We start from the raw sequence: 23,332 nt of genomic DNA on the forward strand, positions 1-23,332 counted from the left end.
TCGTTTTTCAAAGATTTAACAGAAGGATTGGCCAGAAACCCTGGCGTTTATGCACTCGGTGCCATTATGGTGGAGCTCACATCAACAACCAGGAGGTAACCCAGATGGCAGCCCAGAATCCTTCCGTGTCAGCCGACGCAGCCGGCACCGAGAACGATCTCGTCACCGAGTCGCTGGTCGAAGAGGTGTCCATCGACGGCATGTGCGGCGTCTACTGACATGTCGGTTTCGACGAGTCGAGCTCCGGCTTCGCCTTCGTCTGCACCCACGCCGACGGTGACTGTTTTCGATGTCGACCGGGCGTGGGTCCTGAACTCTTCGGTCGCCCTGCGACCCGAACCGTTCGGCGCGCTGCTGTACCACTTCGGCACACGTAAGCTGTCGTTTCTGAAGAATCTGACAGTGGTCGAAGTGGTGCAGTCGCTCGGTGACCACGACAACGCCGCTGATGCGATCGCCGCTGCCGGAATCGCCGACAGCGACCGCTCGCTGTATGTCAATGCGCTTGCCGCGCTGGCGACTTCGGGAATGATCGTCCCCAAATCCTGAGTTGTCCCGTGATGCTCGGTGCCGCAGCCCTCGGCCCCGAGCATCACGCCAGGCGTGCGCCCACGCCCCATGTTCACCTGTGAGGAACCCCTATGACTTCCATTTTGGAGCGCCCCGCGGCGCCTCGTCAGCCGGTCGGCCGTCTGGTTGATCAGTTCGAGAAAGGCCTCGACGCACCGATCTGCCTGACGTGGGAGCTGACCTACGCCTGCAACCTGTCGTGTGTGCACTGCCTGTCCTCGTCGGGCAAGCGTGATCCACGTGAGCTCGACACCGAGCAGTGCAAGGCGATCATCGACGAACTGCAGCGGATGCAGGTCTTCTACGTGAACATCGGTGGTGGTGAGCCGACGGTCCGCCCGGACTTCTGGGAACTGGTCGACTACGCCACCGATCACCAAGTGGGCGTGAAGTTCTCGACCAACGGACTGCGGATCGACAAGGCGGTCGCACAGCGGCTCGCCGCCAGCGACTACGTCGACGTGCAGATCTCGCTCGACGGTGCGACCGCCGAGGTCAACGACGCTGTGCGTGGACCCGGTTCCTATGCCATGGCGATCAAGGCGCTAGAGAACCTTCACGAGGCCGGATTCGCCGATGCCAAGATCAGTGTGGTCGTCACCCGCCAGAATGCGACCCAGCTCGACGAGTTCAAAGCGCTCGCCGACAAGTACGGTGCCACGTTGCGCATCACCCGCCTTCGTCCGTCGGGCCGCGGCGCCGACGTGTGGGACGACCTGCACCCGTTGCCGGAGCAGCAGCGCGACCTCTACAACTGGCTGGTCGAACACGGTGATCGGGTTCTGACCGGGGATTCGTTCTTCCACCTGTCGGCCTTCGCCGAACCCGGACAGGGTGCCCTGCCGGGGCTCAACCTCTGCGGCGCCGGACGTGTTGTCTGCCTGATCGATCCGATCGGCGACGTGTACGCCTGCCCGTTCGCCATCCACGAGAACTTCCTCGCCGGAAACATCTTGTCGGACGGTGGATTCAAGACGATCTGGCAAGAGTCGGATCTGTTCCTCGAGTTGCGCGAGCCGCAGAACGCCGGCGCCTGCACCAAGTGCCAGCACTTCGACGCCTGCCGTGGTGGCTGCATGGCAGCAAAGTTCTTCACCGGACTCCCGCTGGCCGGCCCCGACCCCGAATGTGTACAGGGCTTCGGTGAATCCCTGCTCGCCGAAGATCGCAAGGTGCCCTCGGCCAACAAGGACCACTCACGCGGCGTGCCGCTGACCCTGATGACCAGGCCGCCTTCGCGCGACTGCGACGAAAACCCACTCGCCGGGTTCCTGCCCGGCGATCTCAAAGACGGTGCCGGCCTCGAGCCGGCCGGTCTGACCCCCGCCAAGTAACGAAGAACCCCCGGCAGCGTTGCCGGGTGAGCAAAGGATGAAGTAATGGCGAACCCCTGGTTCGAGACGGTGCTCGAAGCCCAGCGTCGGGCGAAGAAGCGGCTCCCCAAATCGGTCTACTCCTCGCTGATCGCGGGCAGTGAAAAGGGCATCACGCTCGCCGACAATGTCGATGCGTTCTCCGAACTGGGATTCGCTCCGCACGTCGTCGGCGCGCAGGCGCAGCGCGAGTTGTCGACATCGATCATGGGGCAAGACATTTCGTTGCCCGTCATCATTTCGCCGACCGGTGTACAGGCGGTTGACCCGGAGGGCGAGGTCGCCGTCGCGCGGGCAGCGGCGGCACGGGGCACCGCGATGGGACTGTCGAGTTTTGCCAGCAAGCCCATCGAAGAGGTCACCGCGGTCAATGACAAGATCTTCTTCCAGGCGTACTGGCTCAACTCCCGCGAGGACATCCTCAAGCGCGCCGAGCGGGCTCGCGAGGCCGGAGCCAAGGGCCTGATCGTCACCACCGACTGGTCGTTCTCGATGGGTCGCGACTGGGGCAGCCCGGAGATCCCCGAGAAGGTCGACTTCAAGGCGCTGCTCAAACTCGCGCCGGAGATCGCGATGCGCCCGCGCTACGCGCTGGACTGGTTCAACAGGGGCAAGATCAACATCCCGGACCTGACCGCTCCCAACGTGGTTGACAAGGGTGAGCAGGGTCCGACGTTCTTCGGTGCGTACGGACAGTGGATGCAGACCGCACCCCCGTCCTGGGAGGATCTGGAATGGCTCCGCAAGGAGTGGGATGGCCCGTTCATGGTCAAGGGCATCACCCGCCTCGATGACGCAAAGCGTGCCGTGGACATCGGCGCCACCGCGATCTCGGTCTCGAATCACGGCGGCAACAACCTCGACGGCACCCCGGCCACCATCCGGATGCTCGGGCCGATCGCCGACGCGGTCGGTGGCGACATCCAGGTGCTCCTCGACGGCGGCATCCGGCGCGGCAGCGACGTGGTCAAGGCGCTGGCACTCGGTGCCGACGCGGTCATGATCGGTCGCGCATACCTGTGGGGCCTGGCGGCGAACGGCCAGACCGGTGTCGAGAACGTCCTCGACATCCTGCGCGGCGGTATCGACTCGGCGCTGATGGGGCTGGGACGCAAGAGCATCCACGACCTCACCCGCGACGACATCATCATCCCGGAAGGCTTCGAGAAGCGGTTCGGCGAGACCACCGCGTAGGGATCCCGAACAGAGCCACCCGTTGCGGTCACATCCAGCAGTTACAACACCTGGGTATGACTGCAACGGGTGGTTTTGTCTGTCCGGGGACTACTGGGCAACGAGACTAGAACACGTTACAGTCCGTCTATGGGAGATTTCGACGGCAAGGTCGTCTACATCACGGGCATCGCCCGTGGGCAGGGTCGTAGTCACGCGATTCGGTTCGCGGAGGAGGGTGCCGCGGTCATCGGGCTCGATGTCTGCCAGGCGGTCACCGCCACCGGATATCCGCCTGCCACCGCGGAGGATCTGGAGGAGACGATCCGCTTGGTGAAGGCGGCCGGAGGCAGCATCCTGGCCCGGCAGGCCGATACGCGCGATCTTGTTGCCCAGCAACAGCTCGTGGCCGACGGAGTGGCGCAGTTCGGTCGTCTCGACTACGTGATCGCCAATGCCGGCGTCCTGACCTGGGGTGGTGTCACAGAGCTGCGTGAGAGTCAGTTCACCGACGTCATCGACATCAACGTCAACGGCACCTGGAAGACACTCAAGGCGACCATCCCGGCGATGATCGAGGCCGGCAACGGCGGTTCGATCGTGATCATCTCCTCGGTCGCGGGCATCAAGTCGATGCCGATGCAGGCGTCGTACTCGGCGTCCAAGCACGCGCTGGTGGGTTTGGCGCACACCACCGCAAAAGAGCTGGGACAGCACCGGATTCGCGTCAACACCGTCCACCCGTACGGCGTGGACACCCCGATGTGTCTCGAGGACACCGACGCGCTTGCCATCTTCGAGATGCCGCAGTACAAGGCGCATTTCGAGCCGATTCTGACCGGGATGGCCAAGTCCGTCGACATCACCGATTCGGTGATGTTCCTGTGCTCGAAGAAGGCGAAGTTCATCACCGCGTCCTCGATCGAGGTCGACATGGGTGCCACCAAGGTCTGACCACCCGCAAACGCTCCGGAAATACGAGGACGCTCCACAAATATGTGGAGCGTCCTCGTATATGTGGAGCGTCTGGCCGGTGTCAGTCGAGCCAGAGGGTGGCCGGGTCGGTCGCGGTGCGGGCCGGTGCGGCCGGGGCATCGGGGACCGACCGCGAAAAGCGCGGGGCCACAGCAGGTTGCGTGACACCGTCGAGTTCGATCAGGGTCCGGCGGGCCACCAGGTGCTTGTTCTCGGTGGCCTCCTCGAAATCGAGAACCGGCGACGCGCAGGCATCCGTGCCATCGAAGATCGCGGTCCACTCGTCGCGGGTCTTGGATTTGAATATTTCGGCGAAACGGATCTTCATCGCGGGCCACTGCGGCATGTCGAGTTGGTGCGGCAGTGTGGTGTCGTCCGTCAGGCCCATGCCTTCGAGGAGCAGGGCATAGAACTGCGGCTCGATGGCCCCGACGGCGAAGTACTTGCCGTCCGCGGTCTCGTAGACCTCATAGAACGGTGCGCCGGTGTCGAGAAGATTGGAGCCCCGCTGGTCTCCCCAGAAGCCGGTACCGCGCCAGGCCCACATCATTTGGCCGAGCACGGACACTCCGTCGACCATTGCGGCGTCGATGGTCTGGCCCTTTCCGGACTTCTCGCGTTCGAGCAGAGCGGCCAGGATGCCCTGCACCAGGAACATCGACCCACCGCCGAAGTCGCCGAAGAGGTTCAGCGGGGGAGTGGGCACCTCGTTCGCGCGGCCGACCGCGTGCAGCATCCCGGTCAGGGAGATGTAGTTGATGTCGTGGCCCGCCACATTCGCCAGCGGACCGTCCTGACCCCATCCGGTCATGCGGCCGTAGACGATGCGTGGGTTGACCTTCGCGACGTCCTCGGGTCCGAAGCCCAGCCGCTCGGTCACGCCGGGGCGGAAACCCTCGATCACCACATCCGCCTTCGCGATGAGGTTCATGATCGCCTCTTTGTCGACCGGGTCTTTGAGGTTCGCTTCGACGACGGTCCGGTTGCGTAGCAATTGGTCGGCAACATCGCCGGAAGCGGGCAACTTGCCCGCCCGCTCGATACGCACGACATCGGCGCCGAGGTCTCCGAGCATCATCGCGGCATGCGGGCCCGGCCCGATCCCCGCGAACTCGATCACCCGTGTCCCGCTCAACGGCCCGTTTTTCGTCATTCACTGCCCCTCATCGTTGAATGGTCGTGCACCGCGTCTCGCGGGCGCGATCTTTCGCAACCAGATACGGTCGGTTTCCCAGTAAACCAGGTACCGAGCGATTGCTCGGGCGGTAAACCCTTCAGGCGTTGCCCGATACGGTCTAACATGGTCGGAATGACACCGGCGGGCGAGCTCGGACTTCAGAGCTGGACCGAGCTGAACGAGCGATCAACAACTCTTGTCGTCCCTTTGGGATCCATCGAACAACATGGACCACACCTGCCCCTCGACACCGACGTCCGGATCGCGGTGGCGGTGGCGGAGGAGGCAGTTCGACCCGGCAGCGTCGATGGCCCGGCGAGCGTCGCCCGCGACCTCTTGCTCGCCCCGCCACTGAGTTATGGCGCCGCCGGTGAGCACGAAGGCTTTCCTGGCACGATTTCGATCGGTCAGGAGGTTCTGCATTCGGTGCTGGTCGAGTACGGTCGAAGTGCCTGCCGTTGGTCTCCGCGGTTACTGTTCGTCAACGGGCATGGTGGTAATGGTCGGACCCTGGTTTCCGCGGTCACGCAGCTACGTTCGGAAGGACGTGACGTCGCTTGGTTTCCCTGCGCCACGGCCGGCGGCGATGCGCACGCAGGCCACACCGAAACATCGCTACTGCTTCATATTTCACCGTTGGTCGTGCGGTCCGGCGAGATGGTCCGCGGCAACGTGGCCCCGGTCTCGGAGCTCATGGCGTCGATGCGTACCGGGGGTGTCGCGGCGGTGAGTGACAACGGAGTACTCGGAGACCCCCTGGCCGCCTCTGCGGCCGATGGAAGGCGAATGTTGAACGAGATGGCCGCGAAACTCTCGGACGGGCTCGAGCGGTGGCAGGTCGATGCGAATGGAATGCTGCAGTGATCTCGGAGCAAGACAACCGCCCCGATGAGTATGTGGTCCCGGCAGCGGTGGATCCGGCGGCACAGTTTCCGCCGATCGGTTTCCAGGTACAGATCGACTCCCATTGCACGGTGACGTCCGATCGCCGCCATATCGTCGGCGGCTCTCCGGTGCGACTGCTGAACCTGTCCGAGGTCGCCGGAGGCCTACTCGATGCCGACGGCAGGCTGACCGTGCGCGATCAGCTGACCTCCAGTCTGGCCCGTAAACTCCTCGATGCCGGGGTAGGGCATCCCCGGCCGATGTTCGGACCCACGGATTCCGCTGTCACCGTGGTGATCCCGGTTCGCGACAACCAATCCGGTATCGATCGGCTGTTGACTGTGCTCGACGGCCACAGGGTCGTCGTGGTGGATGACGGTTCGGTAGTTCCGATCACGGCGTCCGGCGCGACGGTGTTGCGCAACGAGAAGAGTCTGGGGCCCGCCGCGGCCCGCAATCGTGGTGCTGCGCAGGCCGATACCGAACTGGTCGCGTTCCTCGACTCGGATGTCGTTCCCGAACACGACTGGCTGACCAAGCTGCTCGGCCATTTCTCCGATCCGAAGGTGGCGCTGGTGGCGCCGCGGATCGTCGCGCTCGACCCGGGTGGCGGCGCGATGTCGCGCTACGAGGCGCTGTGCTCGTCACTCGACATGGGTTGGCGAGAGGGGCAGATCGCGCCCCGGTCGCGGATCCCCTATGTTCCGAGCGCCGCGATGGTCGTGCGGCGCAGCTGTTTTGACGCCTTCGACGAGTCGATGGAAGTGGCCGAGGACGTCGATCTGTGCTGGCGGCTACATCAGCGCGGCTGGTCGCTGCGGTACGACCCGGTGGCCACGGTGGCTCACGATCATCGGCAGCGACTGTCGAAGAGTCTGGATCGCAAACGGTACTACGGGACCGGCGCAGCATTGCTGTCCGGCCGTCACCCCGGCATGGCTGCACCGCTGGCCTTGACCGTCCCGATGGCCGCGGCAATGGCCGCACTGGTGACCGGTACCGGCTGGGGTGTCCTGGTGGCATTGGTCGTGTTCGGTGTGCTGGGCGGACGTCTGCATCGCAGGGTGTCGTCGATGCCGGATGCGGCCCGGATGGCGGCCAAGTTGACCGCCCAATCGGTGGGATTCGGATTGTTGCAGTCGGCGTCGGCGATGTGCAGGCACTACTGGCCGCTGTCATTCCTGCTTGCACTGGTGTCCAAGCGATTCCGGACACTGCTCCTCGCCGTTGCGGTGGGTGAGGCCGCATACGAGTGGGTGCGGCTCGAACTGGTCAACCCCACCCCTGGCGCCAGGGTCGGCTGGTGGCGGTTCATGGTCCTCAAACGTCTCGATGACCTCGCTTACGGGACCGGGCTCTGGCAGGGTGCGTTGACCGGGCGCAGTATGGAAGCGCTCTACCCGCAGATCGGTGATTCGGTCAACACCCGGCCGCGTTCACCGGGCGCGCCCGCTGCCGCCGGGTGAGTGTGGTTGCGCCGGGGCGATCCCGGTTGCCCTCGAGTGGCGCGGATGTGATCGTTGTCGGTGCCGGTAGCAGCGGATGTGTGGTGGCCGAACGACTTTCGCGCGATCCCGAACGCACGGTGCTGTGGCTGGAGGCCGGTGCCGGCATGCCGGAGGCGGCCTCGTTGAGGCTGGATCGACTGCCGGTGGAGGCCGGTTCCGGGCGTGCGGTCCACTTTCCGAGCCGCCAGGGTTTCGATCTGCCACGTGGACGGGGTTTCGGTGGTTCGTCGGCGGTCAACGGTGGTTACTTCATGCGCTGGCACGAATCCGATTTCGCCGGCTGGCCGTGGGAGCGATCCGAGATCTCCGCGGCCTACGACAGGCTCGACGGGGGCCGTCCCGGTGGCGGCAGCATGCATGTGTCGGCCTTCGGTGACGACGAGTTGCATGACTACGCGCGAGCGTTTGAGAGTCATTGGCATGACCAGGGTTTCGGTGACGTTGTGGCGCCGTGGCCCGATATGGGTGTGGTCCGGGTGCGATCCAATCGCGATGGCGATCTGCGATGGACCGCGGCGGAATCGATCGCGCAGCGTATCGAGGGCCGGTCCAATCTGCAGTTGGTCACCGACGCCGAGGTGATCGGATTGCGGCGCCGTGGTGATCGCGTCACCGCGGTCGTGGTCGGGGAGCAGGTCATCGCCGCCGACGAGGTGATCCTGTGCGCAGGAACATTGGGTACCGCTGCGCTCCTGGCCCGGTCCGGCATCTCCGGCACGCAACGCGTTCGCGTCTGGGAGCATCGCGAGATGCTTGTCCGGTTCACAGCGGCCGATCCTGCGGTGCCGGTGGCGCGGGCATTGTTGCAATCGGTGTTGCATACCGACGACGGAATCGAAGTGCGCTGCTATAACGGAGATTTCGCGGACTTCATCTCCGGGGTCCCGGCCACTGGGCCGGCGATGGGGGTTGCCCTGATGCACCCCGAGAACCCCGGGTCGATCGCGTGGGATCTGGTGAGTGGTCTGGTTGTCGATCTCGGTGAGGTGAGCCGATCCGACACCGAGAAACTCGCGGCATGGGCCGAGCGCGTCCGCCTGATGCTCGACGGCCCGCGCTTCGCAGGCCTGGCCGATCGAAGCCGGGGTGGAGCCGTGGCCGACCCGGTGATCCGCACGTCCCAACATGCGTGGGGGACACTTCCGATGGGTGACGACACCGATTGGCTCGGCGCGGTGAGCGCGGTCCCCGGGTTGCGCGTTCTCGATGCGTCGATTCTGCCGACTGCGGGGTCGAGTGGTCCGCATGCAACGGTGATGATGGTGGCCGCGCAGATCGCAGACCAGATTGCGTGAGTACACAGAATATTTGAGATCAGAAGGGCAATCGTCGGTATCGTGAAGTGATGACCTCACTTTCTGATCCTGCGGTCCGGGCGTTCCTCGAAGATGGAACGAAGACCGGTCACCTCGGTTTCACCGCCTCGGATGGCAGACCGCTCGTGGCCCCGGTCTGGTTCGTGGTCGACGGTGACCGGTTGGCATTCAACACCGGAGTGGATACGGCAAAGGGCAAGGCGCTTGCCCGCGACGATCGGGTTGTGATGTGTGTCGACCTACAAGAACCGCCCTATGCCTTTGTCCAGGTTCAGGGCATCGCGCATGTCAGTGACGACCTGGGCGAGGTGCATCGAATCGCAACAGCGTGCGGGTCGCGCTACATGGGTGCCGATCGCGGGAAAGAGTTCGGCGACCGCAACGGTGTGCCCGGCGAACTGGTGATCTGGATCGAGCCGACGAAAGTCATTGCAGCGCTCGATATGACGGCCTAGCCGTCAGGTGCGGGTGGCTGCAGCCCTGCGGAATCCACGGACAGCCGGATAGAAGAAGATCGCAATGACGAGAACTGCCCACAGGATGGTCTTGGTCAGACTCTCGGCCACCGGACCACCGAGTGCGAGTGCGCGCATACTGTCGATCGCACACGTCATCGGTTGCTCGCGCACGATCGGTTGTATCCACGCGGGGTAGGCGTACACCGGCGCGAAACCGGAATTGAAGAACATCAGCAGGCTCGAGAACAGTGACATGAGTTGTACCAGTGGCAGGTTGGTCGACGACATCGCGACCGTCAGCATGACTGTCGAAAATGCGGCACCGAAGAGCAGGGGCACGAGAAAGATCCCCAACGCGGGCAGCAGTCCCTGGTCGAAACGCCACCCGATCAGCATGCCGAACGTGGTCAGAGCGATTGTGGCGATGAGGATCCGGGACAGTTCTGAGATGAGACGCGCGCTCAGGTCGGCTGCCTTGTGAACCGGCAGGACGTAGAGGCGGGTCAACAGTCCGGTACGTTGCTCACGTCGAAGTCTGATGCCGGCGATGAGGGACCCGAACATCGCACCGACAAGGACCACGAGAGGGACGGTGCCGTAGGCGCTGTTGATACCTGTGGCAGCGGTGATCGCGTCGCCGAGTACCACTTTGAACATGATCATGCTCAGTGCGGGGAAGACAATGCTCTGGATGAGGACCTTCTTGTCGCGGGTCCACACCGTGAGCTGCCGGGACGAGAGGATCGCGGTGTGCAGCAGGTAGGCGCGAAGACCGGTCTCTTGCGCGTGGGTGTCGGCGGGGAATGCGGTTGCCAGTGCCACCAACCGCTCGTCGGTCCGATCTCCGGTCGGTGCATACTGCGGCCGGTCGGCACCCTCGAGGGATTCCGATGCCACGACACCGGTCTCGTCGGCATGGTCCGGTCGTGCGCTCACCCAGGGCCCCACCGCATTGCGCAGCGACCCGGTCCCCGGAAAGTTGATCGTCTCGTCTTCCTCCCTGTCGACCGCCCGCCTTGTTCGCGCGCGCTCCGGGTCCAGATGGGCCCGCCACCAATGATTCTGCTGATCTGCACTCGCGGCCCGATGCCGTGGGGTTGTCGACTCCGACGTCGTGTTCTCGGTTGTTGTCATGCGCGTGAGGTCCGGAAGGCCGCGAGCACGATCCCGGAGACTGCGAGTGCGACCAGCCCGGCAGCCCAGCACACCGCTGGGATCACCTGTCCGATTGTCACCGCACCCTCGTCGAATTGTCGCATCAGAGCGGCGAATTGAGAGACAGGCTGATTGCGGGCGAACGGTTGTATCCACTCCGGGAACTGGGACTCGGGAACGAATCCGGTCGACAACATGCCGAGGATGAGCGTGGGCAGTGTCATCGCTTGGCTCGTTGATTCCGGGTTGCCAGCCAGCGTTCCGATCACGTCGGCCCCGAAGGCGAAGACCACACCGACCACAAAAGCGACCGCCAGGAATCCGAGCAGATACCACGGTCCGTGGTGTGCCCGCCATCCGATGACCAGTCCCGAGATCATCGCCGACGTCAGGGAGACGACGAGCAGAACAGTGTTCGCGCCGAGTCGTGAGAGTGGCGAGACCATCGGGCTGATGGGCACCGTTCGCAGGCGGGTGGTCACACCGATCGTGAGGTCGTTGGCCGAACGCATTGCCGCTGAGGTTGCCACGAAGCTCGTCGACTGCAGACAGATGATGGGCATGAGGAACTGGGCGTAGTCGATGCCCGCGTACAGGCCCATGACCTTGTTCAGGGGCACAAAAAAGCAGAGTGTCAGGAGTACCGGCGCCAGGACGCACAGCGCGAACTCGCCGTGGCGCCACATCGTGGTCAGGAACCTCCGATTCAGTGCGAGCCACTGGCGGATCGGGTATATCGGTGGGCGCGCCGAATCGAGGGTGCCGGGATTGATGACGGTACTCACGGTTTGTCATCCTGCTGAACGTGCGAGTGTTCGGTCAGTGTCAGGAACACGTCGTCGAGAGAGGGCCTGCGTAGACCGATGTCGGTCAGCGTGATGTTGGCTTCGTCGGTGCGGCGGACGATCTCGACGAGCGTTGCTGCCCCCTGGGGCGCCGGAACGATGAGCGAGCTCCCGGCCGCGTCGGCCCGGATCGCATCATCTGCCACGAGGCCGGTGAGCAACTCGCGGATGCGCGGTAGATCGGCGGGCAGTTCGGGGAGGATCTCGCAGAATGTTCCGGCGACCTGTTCCTTCAGTTCGGCGGCGGTACCCTCGGCGATCACCTTGCCTTTGTCGATGACAATGATGTTGTCGCTCAGCAGATCTGCTTCCTCGAGATACTGGGTGGTCAGAACGGTGGTGATGCCTTGTTCGCGCAGGGCACTGACGATCTTCCAGACCTCCTGTCGGCTCCGGGGGTCGAGCCCGGTGGTCGGCTCATCGAGGAAGACCACCTCCGGTCGAACCACCAGGCCGCAGGCGATGTCGATTCGGCGGCGCATTCCGCCGGAGAACTTACCGACGCGCCGGGAGCCTGCGACCTCCAGGTCGAATGCGACCAGCAGTTCGTCGGCACGCTGGGTCGCCGCCTTTTTGGTCAGGCCCATCAGCCTGCCGAACAGGACGAGATTCTCACGGCCGGACAAGGATTCGTCCAAGGCGGCGAACTGGCCGGTCAGCATGATCGATTTGCGAACGGCTGCACGGTCTTTGGCGATGTCATGGCCGGCGACGAACGCTTGACCGCCGTCGGGACGCAGGAGTGTGCACAACATGTTGACCATGGTGGTCTTGCCCGCGCCGTTCGGGCCGAGGAGCCCGAGGACCTGACCGCGCGCGACCCGAAAACTGATGCCGTCGACAGCCGTGAAGTCGCCGAACCGTTTGACCAATCCTTCGACCACGACCGCATCGTCGCCGGCAAGGTTTGGTGCCGGCACCGATGTTGGTGCTGGTGCAGGTGTTGATGCTTCTGGCCGGTCACCAGATGCGCTGTCCGTATCGGTGTGATCGGCAGGGTGCCCGGTTCCGCCGTCCTGTGGGTGAGGGGCCGGTGTGTCACTGGTCTGTGTTTCACCGGCCTGTGCGCCCTCGGCCGGGGCCGGTGCACCCGGAAGCGATTCGGGCGCCCGGTGGCGCGCGCCGGTCACGTGGGCCTGTGGGTCGACGTCCGAGTCAGCCGTATCAGGTTGCGCCTGCACCTGCATTGTCCAGTCCGTTCTAGTTTGCGTCGCGCGAGCTGTCGGGGCTTCTTCGTCGCCGACGGTCATCGCCAGGTCGGTTCTGCCATGCTCTGCTGCCCGCCCTCTTTCGATTCCACAATTACCATGCCGGTCGGCTGTCCTATTCATCGTGCCGGAGGTGTCGTTGTTACAACTAATGTTTAGCAGAGCTTTTAATTGCTTTAGGTAAGTTTTATCTTGCGTCTGCAGCGTGTTTCATGCAAAAAATAGCGGGCCCAGGGTGACGACAAAAGCGAATTCACTCACGACCGCCACCGAATCGGTGCGCATCCGATGATCCAGATTTTCGCCAACGCGGGGATGCGCCGGACGGGACTTGATCGTAGCGGAAAGAAGCAAAGAAATACGCAGGCGTGGTGACGTATTTCCACGTCCGCATACGGTCATCAAGGTTAGTGCAGGACTTCGGGTGATGTGTCGGATTCGGACGATTCGTGCGAAATGTCCGTTTCAGCCGCACTGTCAGGAGTCGGGTCGGGGCGGTCGACGCGTGGGGTCCGCGACGTACTCATCGCGTGAAAGTCCTACTCGCATCGCGGTGTTCAGGGACTGGGACTTTCGGGTACCCGCCTACTCGTGTTCCCGGCGACCTGCGGCGATACGGTTACTGCATTCGCCGCCGACTGCGCAGGGATACGAGTACCAATCGGAAACCGGGCGCGGCTGCGAACGTCTGGCACGGCCGATTCGGCGAGATCGTGATCGGTCCTGATATCCACCGGAACGATGGCAAATCAGTCGATTGACTGACCATTGCCCGCAGAGGACGGAGGTTGGGCGATGAGACCGCGCGAGTGTCGTAACCATTTCGGGTCTCGGTTCGATAAGGGCATTATGAAGCTGTTCGGCCATGTTGCCGAATAGGTGTGTAACGCCTGGGGGAGCAGGGGAGATATTGCAAGAGGCATTCTTTGGTGATCCGGAGAATGAATTGTCGTCCCTTCAACCTAACCCGCCTGCAACCGGCCGGATGGGCCAGTGGGTTTGGATACCATTTCATTCTCGTGAGTTTTGTCGGAAAAGATCGGGGGAGTGTTCTGCGATGACGTCATGGACATCTGGACCGGGATCGGAGCAGCGGTGGGTGTGACTGGTGCAGTTACAGGTTCACAGCGCGATCTTCGCGACAGTGCGTTTCCAATTTCTGCTGCGCAACGCGGAATATGGTTCGCCCAGCACGCTCTGGGGGACACCCCGATCAACATTGCGCTTTTTGTGGATCTGTCAGGTCCGGTCGATCTGGGACTGCTGACCGAGGCAACCCGGGCCGTTGCTCACGAGACAGCCTCGGGGTATCTCAAACTCATCGAAACCGATGGCCTTCCGATGCAGGTGGTGGACCGCCGCTTCGATGACACGATCGAATTCGTGGACTTCGTCGGAGAGTCCGATCCCCGCGCGGCGGCCATGGCCTGGATGCGTGCTGACTACGGTCGTCCGGTCGCCCTGTTCACCGACCGCCTCGCCGTCTCCGCACTCTTGAAGGTCGGCACCGACAGGTTCTTCTGGTACATGCGCAGTCACCACATCGCCGCGGATGGATTCTCCGCGATGACCGGTTTGCGTCAGGTCGCCGACGTCTACAGCGCAATGGCGGAGGGGCAGAGCCCGTCACCGGGTAAGGCGCCCGATCTTCCGCAGATCGTTGCCAATGAGCAGAAATATCGGGAATCGACGCGGTTCGCAATGGATCGTGAGTACTGGTCTGAGCGCACGGCCGGGCTCCCGGCCGCGCTGTCGCTCAGTCCGAAGGTCGCCGCCCCCGGCCCCTATTCGCTCGTGGCGTCCACCGAATTGGACACCGAGACCGCGCAGCTGCTCTCGCGCTCGGCCGAGTCGGTCGGCGGTGCGGCGCCGGTGGTCGTCGCAGCGTTCGCCGGGTACCTGTCCCGGATGTGCGAAGCAGACGACGTCGTCCTCAGTCTCCCTGTCTCGGCCCGCCACACCGCCGCGCTACGGCGTTGCGGCGGTATGGTTTCCAACATCGTTCCGCTCCGCCTCGGGGTGGCGCTCGACCGTTCGGTCGGCCAGCTGCGAAAGGCGGCACAGACCGAGTTGACCGGCGCTCTGCGCCACCAGCTGTATCGGCACGAGGACATGCGCCGGGACATCGGTATCGCCGGTGAACACGGACGTTTCGGTCCGGCGGTCAACATCATGATGTTCTCGCCGACGGTGGAGCTGGGAACGGCAACCGGTACCACTCAGGTACTCAGTACCGGCCCGGTTCTGGATCTGTCGCTGAACATCTATACGGGCGAATCGGACAATCTGCGAATCGATTTCGAGGCGAACCCGAATCTCTACGACGCTGACGAACTGGCCGATCACCACAGGCGTTTCCTGGCCTTTCTGCACCGGTACCTCGAAGCGGGGGACGATGCGGCGGTCAGCGATCTCGAGCTGCTCGACGAGGCCGAGACCGGGCGGATCCTGGAGTCCGGCACGGGCTCGGCCGTCGTGGTCGATCCGAGTCCGCTCAGACCGTGGAATCAGCAGGTCTGCGCCGGACCCGACCGCGTCGCAGTGGTCGGTGCCGGAGCCGGCCTGTCGCGCGCCGAGCTCGATGAGCGTGCGAACAAACTCGCCAAAGAATTGATCTCGCGTGGAATCGGGCCCGACGATGTCGTCGGCCTGATCTTGCCGCGTGGTTCGGACTGGGTCGTGTCGATGTTGGCCGCGTGGAAAGCCGGCGCCGCCTACGCACCCATCGACCCCGATGCCCCGCGCAACCGGGTATCGGCGATTCTCGACGATTGCCACAGCAGGGTTGTGGTCACCACCGCATCGTGGATGGACGCGGCAGCACCTGCCGCCGCGAACAGCCACATCATCGTGCTCGACGACCCGCAGTGTGCTGCCAGCATCGCCCGGCGCGACTCCGCGACGCCATCGGATCGGTGGACGGAGCCCGGTGCCGGCGCGCGTCTGGCGTACGTCATCTCGACGTCGGGTTCCACCGGGCGTCCCAAGCCGGTGCTGGTGCCGATGGTCGGGGTTGCCAACACGCTCGGCTGGTACCGGCGAACGATGTCACTCGGTGACGGAGACGGCGTGCTGGTTGCCTCGTCGCAGAGCTTCGACCTCACCCAGAAGAACATCTGGGCCGCGCTGGCGGACGGTGCGACGATCAGTCTGGCGAATGACGGATTCGATCCGGAAGACATCCTGGCCCGCATCAGTGGTGGTGCCGACGACGTGCTGAACATGGCGCCGAGCGCGTTTGCCGTTCTCTCCGAACATGATCCGACGAAGGTGACCACGTCGGTGAAATCTCTGGTACTCGGTGGCGAGCCGGTGCGGCCGGATCAGGTGCGTGAGCATCTGGCAGCAGGCACGGCGATCTACAACAGCTACGGGCCGACGGAATTCTCGGATGTGGTCTCGTTCCACCAGATGGACTCCGCACCTGACGCCTATGCCGCCAGAGCGGTACCGATCGGTGGTCCTGTCGACAACATCTCGCTCTATGTGCTGGATTCGCGCTTGCGCCCGGTACCGCAAGGGGTGCCCGGTGAGCTCTACCTCGCCGGCGTCGGCGTGGGACGGGGATACGCGAATCGATTCGGGGCGACGGCTGCGAGCTTCGTCGCCAACCCCTACGGATCCGGCGAGCGCATGTATCGAACCGGCGATGTCGTCAGCTGGGATCGGCAGGGCGAGCTGCGCTATCTCGGTCGTGCCGATCACCAGGTCAAGATTCGCGGTTTGCGGATCGAGCTGGGCGACATCGAGTCCGCATTGCTGTCGCACCACGATGTGGCTCAAGCGGTGGTGACCATCGACACGAGTGGCCCGAGCACCCGATTGATCGGCTATGTGGTGGCCACCGAGGGCACCGACCCCGATCGATGGGCGGTGATCGAATACCTGGCCGAGACCCTGCCCGGCTACATGGTTCCGGCGGCGGTGGTGGTGCTCGATGCGATGCCGCTCAGTGGCAACGGGAAAGTCGATCGAAAGGCGTTGCCGGAGCCCGACTTCGGTGTGCGCTCGACCACCTTCGTTGCCCCGTCCACGCAACTCGAAGAGACCATCGCAGGCGTTTTCGGTGACGTACTCGGGTTGGCGCGAGTCAGTACCGCCGACAGCTTCTTTGTCCTGGGTGGCGACAGCATCATGTCGATCCAGTTGGTCTCCCAAGCGCGGGAGGCCGGTGTCGCCCTGACCACCCGTGATGTTTTCGACTGCAAAACTGTTGCCGGACTGGCTGATCTGATCGCCCAGCGAGCAGCAACGGATTATGTGGTGGAGGTGCTCGAAGAACTACCCGGCGGCGGCGTCGGCGATCTGCCGCTGCTACCCATCGGACACTGGATGATCGAGCAGCAACACTGGACGCGGCGCTCACAGGCGACGGCGATCAGATTGCCCGAAGACCTGCGCACCGAAAGCCTGGAACCGGCCTTGCAGGCGATCATCGATCATCATGATGCACTTCGTTCCCGCCTGATCGAGGTCGATGGTCAATGGCGGATGCACGGCCGCGAGCGCGGCGCCGTCGATGCGCGCGATGTACTGAGCGTCGTCGTCGATGACCACACCACCTCCGGCGTTCTCATCGCCGCCGAGCTCGAACTGGCCGCAAAGCGGCTGGATCCGGGTCGGGGAGTGATGTTCCAGGCAGTACATCTGCCGGGCTCGAGTGGTACCGGCGGTCTACTGCTCCTCGTTGCACACCACCTTGTGGTGGACGGAGTTTCGTGGCGGGTACTGCTGCCAGATCTGGCGATCGCCTGGTCGCAAAGTGCTGCCGGGCTTCCGGTTTCGCTCGAACCGGTGGGGACGTCGCTGCGCAGATGGTCGCACGCGACCACAGAGATCGCGGCAGCCGGTGGCCGCCGCGACGAAATGCCGCTGTGGCTTCGAACAGTCCACTCGCCGCAGGAGCCTTTGGGATCGCGGCCGCTGAACTCGGACGTCGACAAGGCGGCGACAGCGGCGACAGTTCAGGTGACGGTTCCCGCAGATGTCACCGGCGCGATGCTCACCCGCCTCCCCGCTGCATTCCGCGGTGGTGTCAACGACGGATTGCTGACGGCGTTGCTGCTCGCGGTCAGCCGCTGGCGGCAGTTGCGCGGCGACGATTCGGACTCGGTCCTGGTCGCTCTCGAGGGTCACGGTCGCGACGACGACATAGTCGCCGGCGCCGACCTCTCGCGCACGGTCGGCTGGTTCACCAGCTTGTTCCCGGTCCAACTGACCTTGCCCTTGGCCACGGACCTCGACGACGCGCTGCGCGGCGGCCCCGATGCCGCCCGAGCGATCAAGGCGGTTAAAGAACAACTACTCGAGATCCCGGACGGCGGTGTCGGTTACGGCATCCTGCGCTATCTCGATGCCGATGGGCGCCAACAGTTGTCGGGTGGCACCGAACCACACCTGATCTTCAACTACCTCGGTCGCCGAGCGGTCGGCGGTACCGGAACGGACTCCGGTGCGGTGGCCTGGATGCCGGAGGAAAGCGTGGGGACCTGCGGGTTCATGGCGACCGTGGATCCGGACGCGCCGTTGACGGCTCCGCTGGAGATCAACGCCGGTGTGGAGGGTGATGGAGCCGCCGCACGACTGGTGGCTTCGCTCTCCTATGCCACCGGAGTCCTGTCGGAATCAGATGCACTGGAGATCGGCGCGCTGTGGGTCGAGGCGATGACAGCGCTTTCGCACCACGCAGGCGACACCGGAAGTGGTGGACTCACGCCGTCCGACCTGCCACTGGTCGAGTTGGACCAACGCCAGATCGGCGCCCTGGAGGACAACTACCCGGGACTGACCGATGTCTGGCCGCTGTCGCCGTTGCAACAGGGGATGTACTTTCACTCCCTGTTGGCTGACGGCGGCGATATGTACACGGCACAGATCGTGCTCGAACTCGAGGGCATCGTCGACCCGGATCGGATGCGGGCCGCCGGTGAGGGGCTGCTGGCGCGACATGACGTGTTGCGCACGGCGATCACCCAGGACGCCGGCACCGGAGAGGTCATCCAGTTGGTGCGCCGCGAGGTCGAATTGCCCTGGCGTTTCACTGATCTGAGCACCCTCGCGCCTACGGATCGGGCCGGGGCACGCGAGGGGCTGCTCGACGCCGAACGCGCTGAGAGGTTCGATCTCGCGTCCGCTCCGCTGTCTCGGATGCATCTGATCCGGCAAGACGAGGGCCATTGGGTCCTGGCGATCACCAACCATCACGTCATCGCTGACGGATGGTCGACACCACTGCTGATCCGCGATCTGCTCACGATGTACGCGATCGGTTCGGCCGATGCGCTGCCACGGGTCCGCTCCTACGGTGATTTCCTCGGCTGGTTGCAGACGCGTGACAAGGAAGAGGCCACGCGCCGGTGGGCGGAAGCGCTCCAGGGATCGGAACCGACGATGCTCGTCGAGCGCTTCGAACCGGACGGCTCCGACGTGCCGATCGACATGACCCGAACGCTGAACCCCGAATTGGACGGGGCCCTTCGGTCGATGACGCGGGCGCTGGACATCACCGTCAACACGGTTCTGCAGGCGGCCTGGGCAATGGTGCTGGCGTCCAAAACCGGTCGGCAGGATGTGGTGTTCGGGTCGACCGTGTCCGGCAGGCCCGCAGAACTCAGTGGGGTCGACACGATGGTCGGCCTGTTCATCAACACCTTGCCGGTCAGGGTCCGACTGGAACCCGACGAGTCCGTTGCCGACCTCCTGACCAGGCTGCAGCGCGAGCAGAGCACAATGCTGGACCATCAGCACCTGGCTCTCAACGAGGTGATGGCCACCGCTGGCGGCGGAAACCTGTTCGATTCACTGCTGGTGCTCGAGTCGTACCCGATCGACAAGCAGGGGCTGTCCGAGGACACCGACATCGCGGGCATGCAGCTGCGGGGCGTGGGCGTGCGGGACGGTTCGCACTACCCGCTCTCCGTGGTGGGCATACCGGGCGAGCGGCTCGAGCTCAAGTTCAAGTACCTGTCGTCCGGGCTCGATGCGGCGGTCGTTGCGGACCTCGCCGACCGGATGCTGTCGGTGATCAAGGGGTTCACCGCGGACCACGAGCGTCGGATCGCGCAGCTCCCGGTGATCGGCGAAGCGGAGCAGCGGCTGCTGATGCCGGTGCGCGGAAGTGCTGCCGAACCGGTCACGACCTTGCCGGACCTACTCCGGACCGCGGCCCGGAACGCCCCGGATGCCACTGCCCTTGTGGCTGCCGACCGGATCGTCAGCTACCGAGAGCTCGATCAGCTGTCCAGTTCGCTGGCGCGGGTGCTGCTCAGCGAAGGAGTCGGCCCCGACAACTTCGTCGCAATCGCCGTCGGCCGATCGGTCGAATCGCAGGTCGCCCAGTGGGCGGTTGCCAAGGCGGGCGCGGCCTTCGTACCGGTCGATCCGGGCTACCCGGCCGATCGCGTTGCGCACATGATCAGCGACTCCGGTGCGACGATCGGGCTGACGACATCCGCTCATGTCGCAGCGCTGCCGGAGAATGTGACGTGGCTGGAACTCGATCGCCCCGCACTCCGCGAGCGGTGTGCGATGCCCCGCACGTCCCAGATCGGGCCGATCACCCGTCGACCGGTTCTGCCGCATCAGGCGGCCTACATGATCTATACCTCGGGTTCGACCGGCGTGCCCAAGGGTGTGGTGGTGACGCATGCCGGTCTGACGAACTTCGTCAATGACCAACGCGTGCGTTACGGGCTGACCGCGTCGTCACGCACCCTGCACTTCTCGTCTCCGAGTTTCGACGCCTCGATTCTGGAATTGTTCCTCGCGACCGCGGCGTCGTCGACGATGGTGATCGCCGACCAAACCGTCTACGGCGGTGAAGAACTGCACCACCTCCTGGCCGGTGAGGAGATCACGCACGCCTTTGTCACGCCTGCCGCCCTGGCCACGGTTGATCCCGAAGGTTTGCCACAGCTGCGCACGGTGATCGTCGGCGGCGACGCGTGCGGCGCCGATCTGGTGGCCCGGTGGGGCGTGGGACGGGCGATGTTCAACGCCTACGGACCCACCGAGGCAACGGTGGCCACCAATGTCAGCGAGCAGCTGACGGTGGACGATTCGCCGGTTACCGTCGGCGGCCCGATCGGGGGTGTCACCGAAGTGGTGCTCGACAACTGGCTGCGGCCGGTGCCGGTGGGCGCTGAAGGTGAATTGTACGTAGCCGGTGCAGGTTTGGCGCGTGGTTACCACGGTAAACCCGGGCTGACCGCGGGACGGTTCGTCGCCGATCCGAACAACCCGGGTGGCCGGATGTACCGCACCGGTGATGTGGTGCGGTGGGTTGATCGCGCCGGCGCCGGAGAGGTTCCGCGCCTGCAGATCGAATACGTCGGACGCAGCGATTTCCAGGTCAAGGTGCGTGGATTCCGCATCGAGCTCGGCGAGATCGACGTGGCTCTGGCAGCCCACGAATCAGTCGAGTTCGTGACCACGGTCGGACGTGAGGGGCCTTCGGGACCCACGGCCCTGGTCTCATACATCGTTCTCGTTCCGGGGGCCTCTGTGACCACCGGCGAACTGACAACATTTGTCGCACAAACACTTCCGGCTCACATGGTTCCGTCGAGCATCATGCTGCTTGATACGGTTCCGCTGACCGTCAACGGCAAGGTGGATCGCGCGGCATTGCCCGAACCCGACTTCGGCGATTCCGCGGAGGCGATATACGTCGCCCCGTCCACACCGGAGGAGATTGCGATCGCCCAGGTGTTCGCCGACGTCCTCTCGATCGAGCGGGTGTCCGCAGTCGAGTCGTTCTTCCGTCTCGGCGGTGATTCCTTGTCGGCGACGCGCGCGGTCGCCCGTGTCACCGCGGCCACCGGACGTCAGCTCGGGGTACGCGACCTCTTCGAGGCGCCGTCACCCGCAGCGCTCGCCGCCCGTCTCGCAGCGGCGCCGGATGCTGGTTCCCGTCCGGAGCTGACGGCGATGCCGCGTCCTGAGTTCTTGCCGTTGTCACTTGCCCAACAACGTATCTGGCTCATCAACCGCCTCGACAAGAGCTCTCCCGCATACAACATCGCAGGTGCGCTGAGGTTGCAGGGGCAACTGGATGTCGAAGCACTGGAACACGCGGCCCGCGATGTGATCGGCCGTCACGAATCGTTGCGTACCCACTACCCGGAGCGTGATGGCGTACCGGGGCAGGTTGTCCTGGCACCGTCGGAGTTCGACGTCTCCCTCGATCCGATCCCGGTCGACGTCGAACAACTCGATGCCGAGCTCATCGCCTTTGCAGCACAGGGATTCGATGTGACGGTCGCACCCCCACTGCGGATGCGACTCCTCCGGGTGTCCGATGATCATCACGTGCTGGCGGTTGTGGCCCATCACATCAGTGCCGACGGTGAGTCGATGGGTCCACTCGCACGTGACCTGATGGTCGCGTATGTCGCTCGCTCGCACGGAGCGGCGCCGGCCTGGCAGCCACTCGCGGTGCAGTACGCCGATTACACGCTGTGGAAGCGGGATCTGCTCGGTGACGCCGACAATCCGGCCACGGTGGCCGGACGCGAGCTGTCGTACTGGGAGCGCGCGTTGCACGGCATGCCCGAACTCCTCGAACTACCTGCCGATCGCCCGCGTCCGCCGCAACAGTCGATGCGCGGCGCCCGGGTGGACTTCGAGATCGACGAACAGTTGGTCTCCAGGCTCAATCACATCGCGGCCGGTCATGGAGCCACCCTGTTCATGGTCATGCACGCCGCGTTCTCCGCCCTGTTGTCGCGATTGAGCGGACGCGATGACATCGCCATCGCAACCCCAGTCGCCGGGCGTGGTGAAGAGGCGCTCGACGACCTCATCGGGATGTTCGTCAACACCGTGGTCCTGCGGGTCGACGCCGATCCCGGCGCGGAGTTCATCGATCTGCTGCATGCTGCCCAGAAGACCGACCTCGAGGCGTACGCCCATGCCGACGTGCCGTTCGACTCGGTGGTCGACCAGCTCAAACCGGTTCGCAGTGAGGCTTTTTCACCGCTTGCGCAGGTGATGCTCGCGATGGAGAATCCAGCCGTGTCCGGGCTGTTGCTGCCCGGCCTGACCGTCGGTGAGTACGACTGGGGAGTCGTGCCGGCGAAAATGGATCTGAAGTTGACTTTCGCGGACAACCGCGAGGACGGCAGTGTTGTCGGTCCGCTGAACGCGTCGTTCGTGTACGCGACCGACCTGTTCGACCGGAGCACGATCGTGCGATTCGCGGACCAATTGATCCGGATCCTCGAAGCGGTCGCCACCGATCCGCGTGCCGTGGTGGGAGACATCGACATCTGGTCTGCCGCAGCGCAACCCGAGAGTCTGCGTGATTCGCTGGTGGAGCCGACGACGGTCGCCGACCTGCCGGGGATGGTGGCGCTGGTCGCCGGCGAGGATCCCGACCGGCCTGCCCTGCGATCCGGGTCGACCGAGGTGACGTTCAGGGATCTGCACGACCGGCTGTCGATCCTGCAGGAATCGCTGGCCCCGAGCGGAATCGGCATCGACGCAGTGGTGATGACGGCGTTGTCCGGACTGGCACCGGATCTGCTCCTGCCCGGCACCGGACCCGATCTCGAGGAGATCGTCGACAACCTCGTCGCCGACGTCGCGTCAGCAGCGCAGATGGTGGCAAGGATGTCGTCGAACCCCGTCCGAATCGCCTGATCGAACAGTGCACAACAGGGCAATGCGCATCCGAGACCACAATCATCC

The 23,332-nt window shown here is 64.4% G+C and carries 14 protein-coding genes; 10 read left to right on the forward strand and 4 right to left on the reverse strand.

Annotated features, from left to right (window positions below; translation table 11 throughout):
• The first annotated feature begins 104 nt into the window (after positions 1–104).
• The 5 genes from mftA to AC1D75_RS09125 all read left to right on the forward strand — a co-directional run bounded on the left by mftA (position 105) and on the right by AC1D75_RS09125 (position 4,070).
• Positions 105–218, forward strand: coding sequence for a mycofactocin precursor MftA (mftA, locus tag AC1D75_RS09105; protein WP_495514937.1), 114 nt, complete (start codon positions 105–107; stop codon positions 216–218).
• 1 nt (position 219) lies between these two features.
• Positions 220–549 carry a mycofactocin biosynthesis chaperone MftB gene (mftB, locus tag AC1D75_RS09110; protein WP_495514938.1) on the forward strand — a complete coding sequence of 110 codons (330 nt, stop codon included), beginning with the start codon at positions 220–222 and terminating at the stop codon, positions 547–549.
• A gap of 92 nt (positions 550–641) precedes the next feature.
• Complete coding sequence (gene mftC, locus AC1D75_RS09115; RefSeq protein WP_495514939.1) at positions 642–1,904, forward strand: mycofactocin radical SAM maturase; 1,263 nt, start codon at positions 642–644, stop codon at positions 1,902–1,904.
• A 45-nt stretch (positions 1,905–1,949) separates the two neighbouring features.
• Positions 1,950–3,137, forward strand: coding sequence for a pre-mycofactocin synthase MftD (mftD, locus tag AC1D75_RS09120; RefSeq protein WP_495514940.1), 1,188 nt, complete (start codon positions 1,950–1,952; stop codon positions 3,135–3,137).
• A gap of 129 nt (positions 3,138–3,266) precedes the next feature.
• Positions 3,267–4,070: a mycofactocin-coupled SDR family oxidoreductase gene (locus AC1D75_RS09125; protein ID WP_495514941.1), complete on the forward strand. Its 804-nt coding sequence runs from the start codon at positions 3,267–3,269 to the stop codon at positions 4,068–4,070.
• Between the two features lie 82 nt (positions 4,071–4,152).
• Here the strand turns inward: AC1D75_RS09125 and AC1D75_RS09130 are convergent, their stop codons facing one another.
• A complete protein-coding gene (locus AC1D75_RS09130) occupies positions 4,153–5,244 on the reverse strand; it encodes a CaiB/BaiF CoA transferase family protein (RefSeq protein WP_495514942.1) in 1,092 nt (363 codons plus the stop codon).
• Between the two features lie 156 nt (positions 5,245–5,400).
• Here AC1D75_RS09130 and mftE point away from each other — a divergent pair, with 156 nt between their 5' ends.
• The 4 genes from mftE to AC1D75_RS09150 are packed head-to-tail and all read left to right on the forward strand — an operon-like array spanning position 5,401 to position 9,432.
• The gene (mftE, locus tag AC1D75_RS09135) at positions 5,401–6,132 is read left to right on the forward strand and encodes a mycofactocin biosynthesis peptidyl-dipeptidase MftE (protein WP_495514943.1); all 732 of its coding nucleotides are present in this window, start codon (positions 5,401–5,403) and stop codon (positions 6,130–6,132) included.
• Positions 6,129–7,619 carry a mycofactocin biosynthesis glycosyltransferase MftF gene (gene mftF, locus AC1D75_RS09140; RefSeq protein ID WP_495514944.1) on the forward strand — a complete coding sequence of 497 codons (1,491 nt, stop codon included), beginning with the start codon at positions 6,129–6,131 and terminating at the stop codon, positions 7,617–7,619. Before mftE ends, mftF begins: the two co-directional genes overlap by 4 nt.
• Positions 7,616–8,956 (forward strand): mycofactocin system GMC family oxidoreductase MftG, encoded by a 1,341-nt coding sequence (gene mftG / locus AC1D75_RS09145; protein WP_495514945.1) that lies wholly within the window; start codon positions 7,616–7,618, stop codon positions 8,954–8,956. The genes mftF and mftG overlap by 4 nt, the downstream gene beginning before the upstream one ends.
• Before the next feature lie 50 nt (positions 8,957–9,006).
• Positions 9,007–9,432, forward strand: a complete 426-nt coding sequence (locus AC1D75_RS09150) for a PPOX class F420-dependent oxidoreductase (protein WP_495514946.1) — start codon at positions 9,007–9,009, stop codon at positions 9,430–9,432.
• A 3-nt stretch (positions 9,433–9,435) separates the two neighbouring features.
• Here the strand turns inward: AC1D75_RS09150 and AC1D75_RS09155 are convergent, their stop codons facing one another.
• From AC1D75_RS09155 to AC1D75_RS09165, 3 genes are read right to left on the reverse strand one after another with little or no spacing between them, the layout of a single operon-like run.
• A complete protein-coding gene (locus AC1D75_RS09155; RefSeq protein WP_495514947.1) occupies positions 9,436–10,569 on the reverse strand; it encodes an ABC transporter permease in 1,134 nt (377 codons plus the stop codon).
• Positions 10,566–11,375 (reverse strand): ABC transporter permease, encoded by an 810-nt coding sequence (locus AC1D75_RS09160; RefSeq protein ID WP_495514948.1) that lies wholly within the window; start codon positions 11,373–11,375, stop codon positions 10,566–10,568. The genes AC1D75_RS09155 and AC1D75_RS09160 overlap by 4 nt, the downstream gene beginning before the upstream one ends.
• Positions 11,372–12,355 (reverse strand): ATP-binding cassette domain-containing protein, encoded by a 984-nt coding sequence (locus AC1D75_RS09165; RefSeq protein WP_495514949.1) that lies wholly within the window; start codon positions 12,353–12,355, stop codon positions 11,372–11,374. The genes AC1D75_RS09160 and AC1D75_RS09165 overlap by 4 nt, the downstream gene beginning before the upstream one ends.
• A 1,314-nt stretch (positions 12,356–13,669) precedes the next feature.
• Here AC1D75_RS09165 and AC1D75_RS09170 point away from each other — a divergent pair.
• Positions 13,670–23,284 (forward strand): amino acid adenylation domain-containing protein, encoded by a 9,615-nt coding sequence (locus AC1D75_RS09170; RefSeq protein WP_495514950.1) that lies wholly within the window; start codon positions 13,670–13,672, stop codon positions 23,282–23,284.
• Positions 23,285–23,332 lie beyond the last annotated feature (48 nt).

The sequence above is a fragment of the Williamsia sp. Y712 genome (genome assembly GCF_059445525.1).

Coding starts and splice junctions, on each gene's coding strand:
- mftA (WP_495514937.1), top strand. CDS start 105: ATGGCAGCCCAGAATCCTTCCGTGTCAGCCGACGCAGCCGGCACCGAG.
- mftB (WP_495514938.1), top strand. CDS start 220: ATGTCGGTTTCGACGAGTCGAGCTCCGGCTTCGCCTTCGTCTGCACCC.
- mftC (WP_495514939.1), top strand. CDS start 642: ATGACTTCCATTTTGGAGCGCCCCGCGGCGCCTCGTCAGCCGGTCGGC.
- mftD (WP_495514940.1), top strand. CDS start 1,950: ATGGCGAACCCCTGGTTCGAGACGGTGCTCGAAGCCCAGCGTCGGGCG.
- AC1D75_RS09125 (WP_495514941.1), top strand. CDS start 3,267: ATGGGAGATTTCGACGGCAAGGTCGTCTACATCACGGGCATCGCCCGT.
- AC1D75_RS09130 (WP_495514942.1), bottom strand. CDS start 5,244: ATGACGAAAAACGGGCCGTTGAGCGGGACACGGGTGATCGAGTTCGCG.
- mftE (WP_495514943.1), top strand. CDS start 5,401: ATGACACCGGCGGGCGAGCTCGGACTTCAGAGCTGGACCGAGCTGAAC.
- AC1D75_RS09150 (WP_495514946.1), top strand. CDS start 9,007: ATGACCTCACTTTCTGATCCTGCGGTCCGGGCGTTCCTCGAAGATGGA.
- AC1D75_RS09155 (WP_495514947.1), bottom strand. CDS start 10,569: ATGACAACAACCGAGAACACGACGTCGGAGTCGACAACCCCACGGCAT.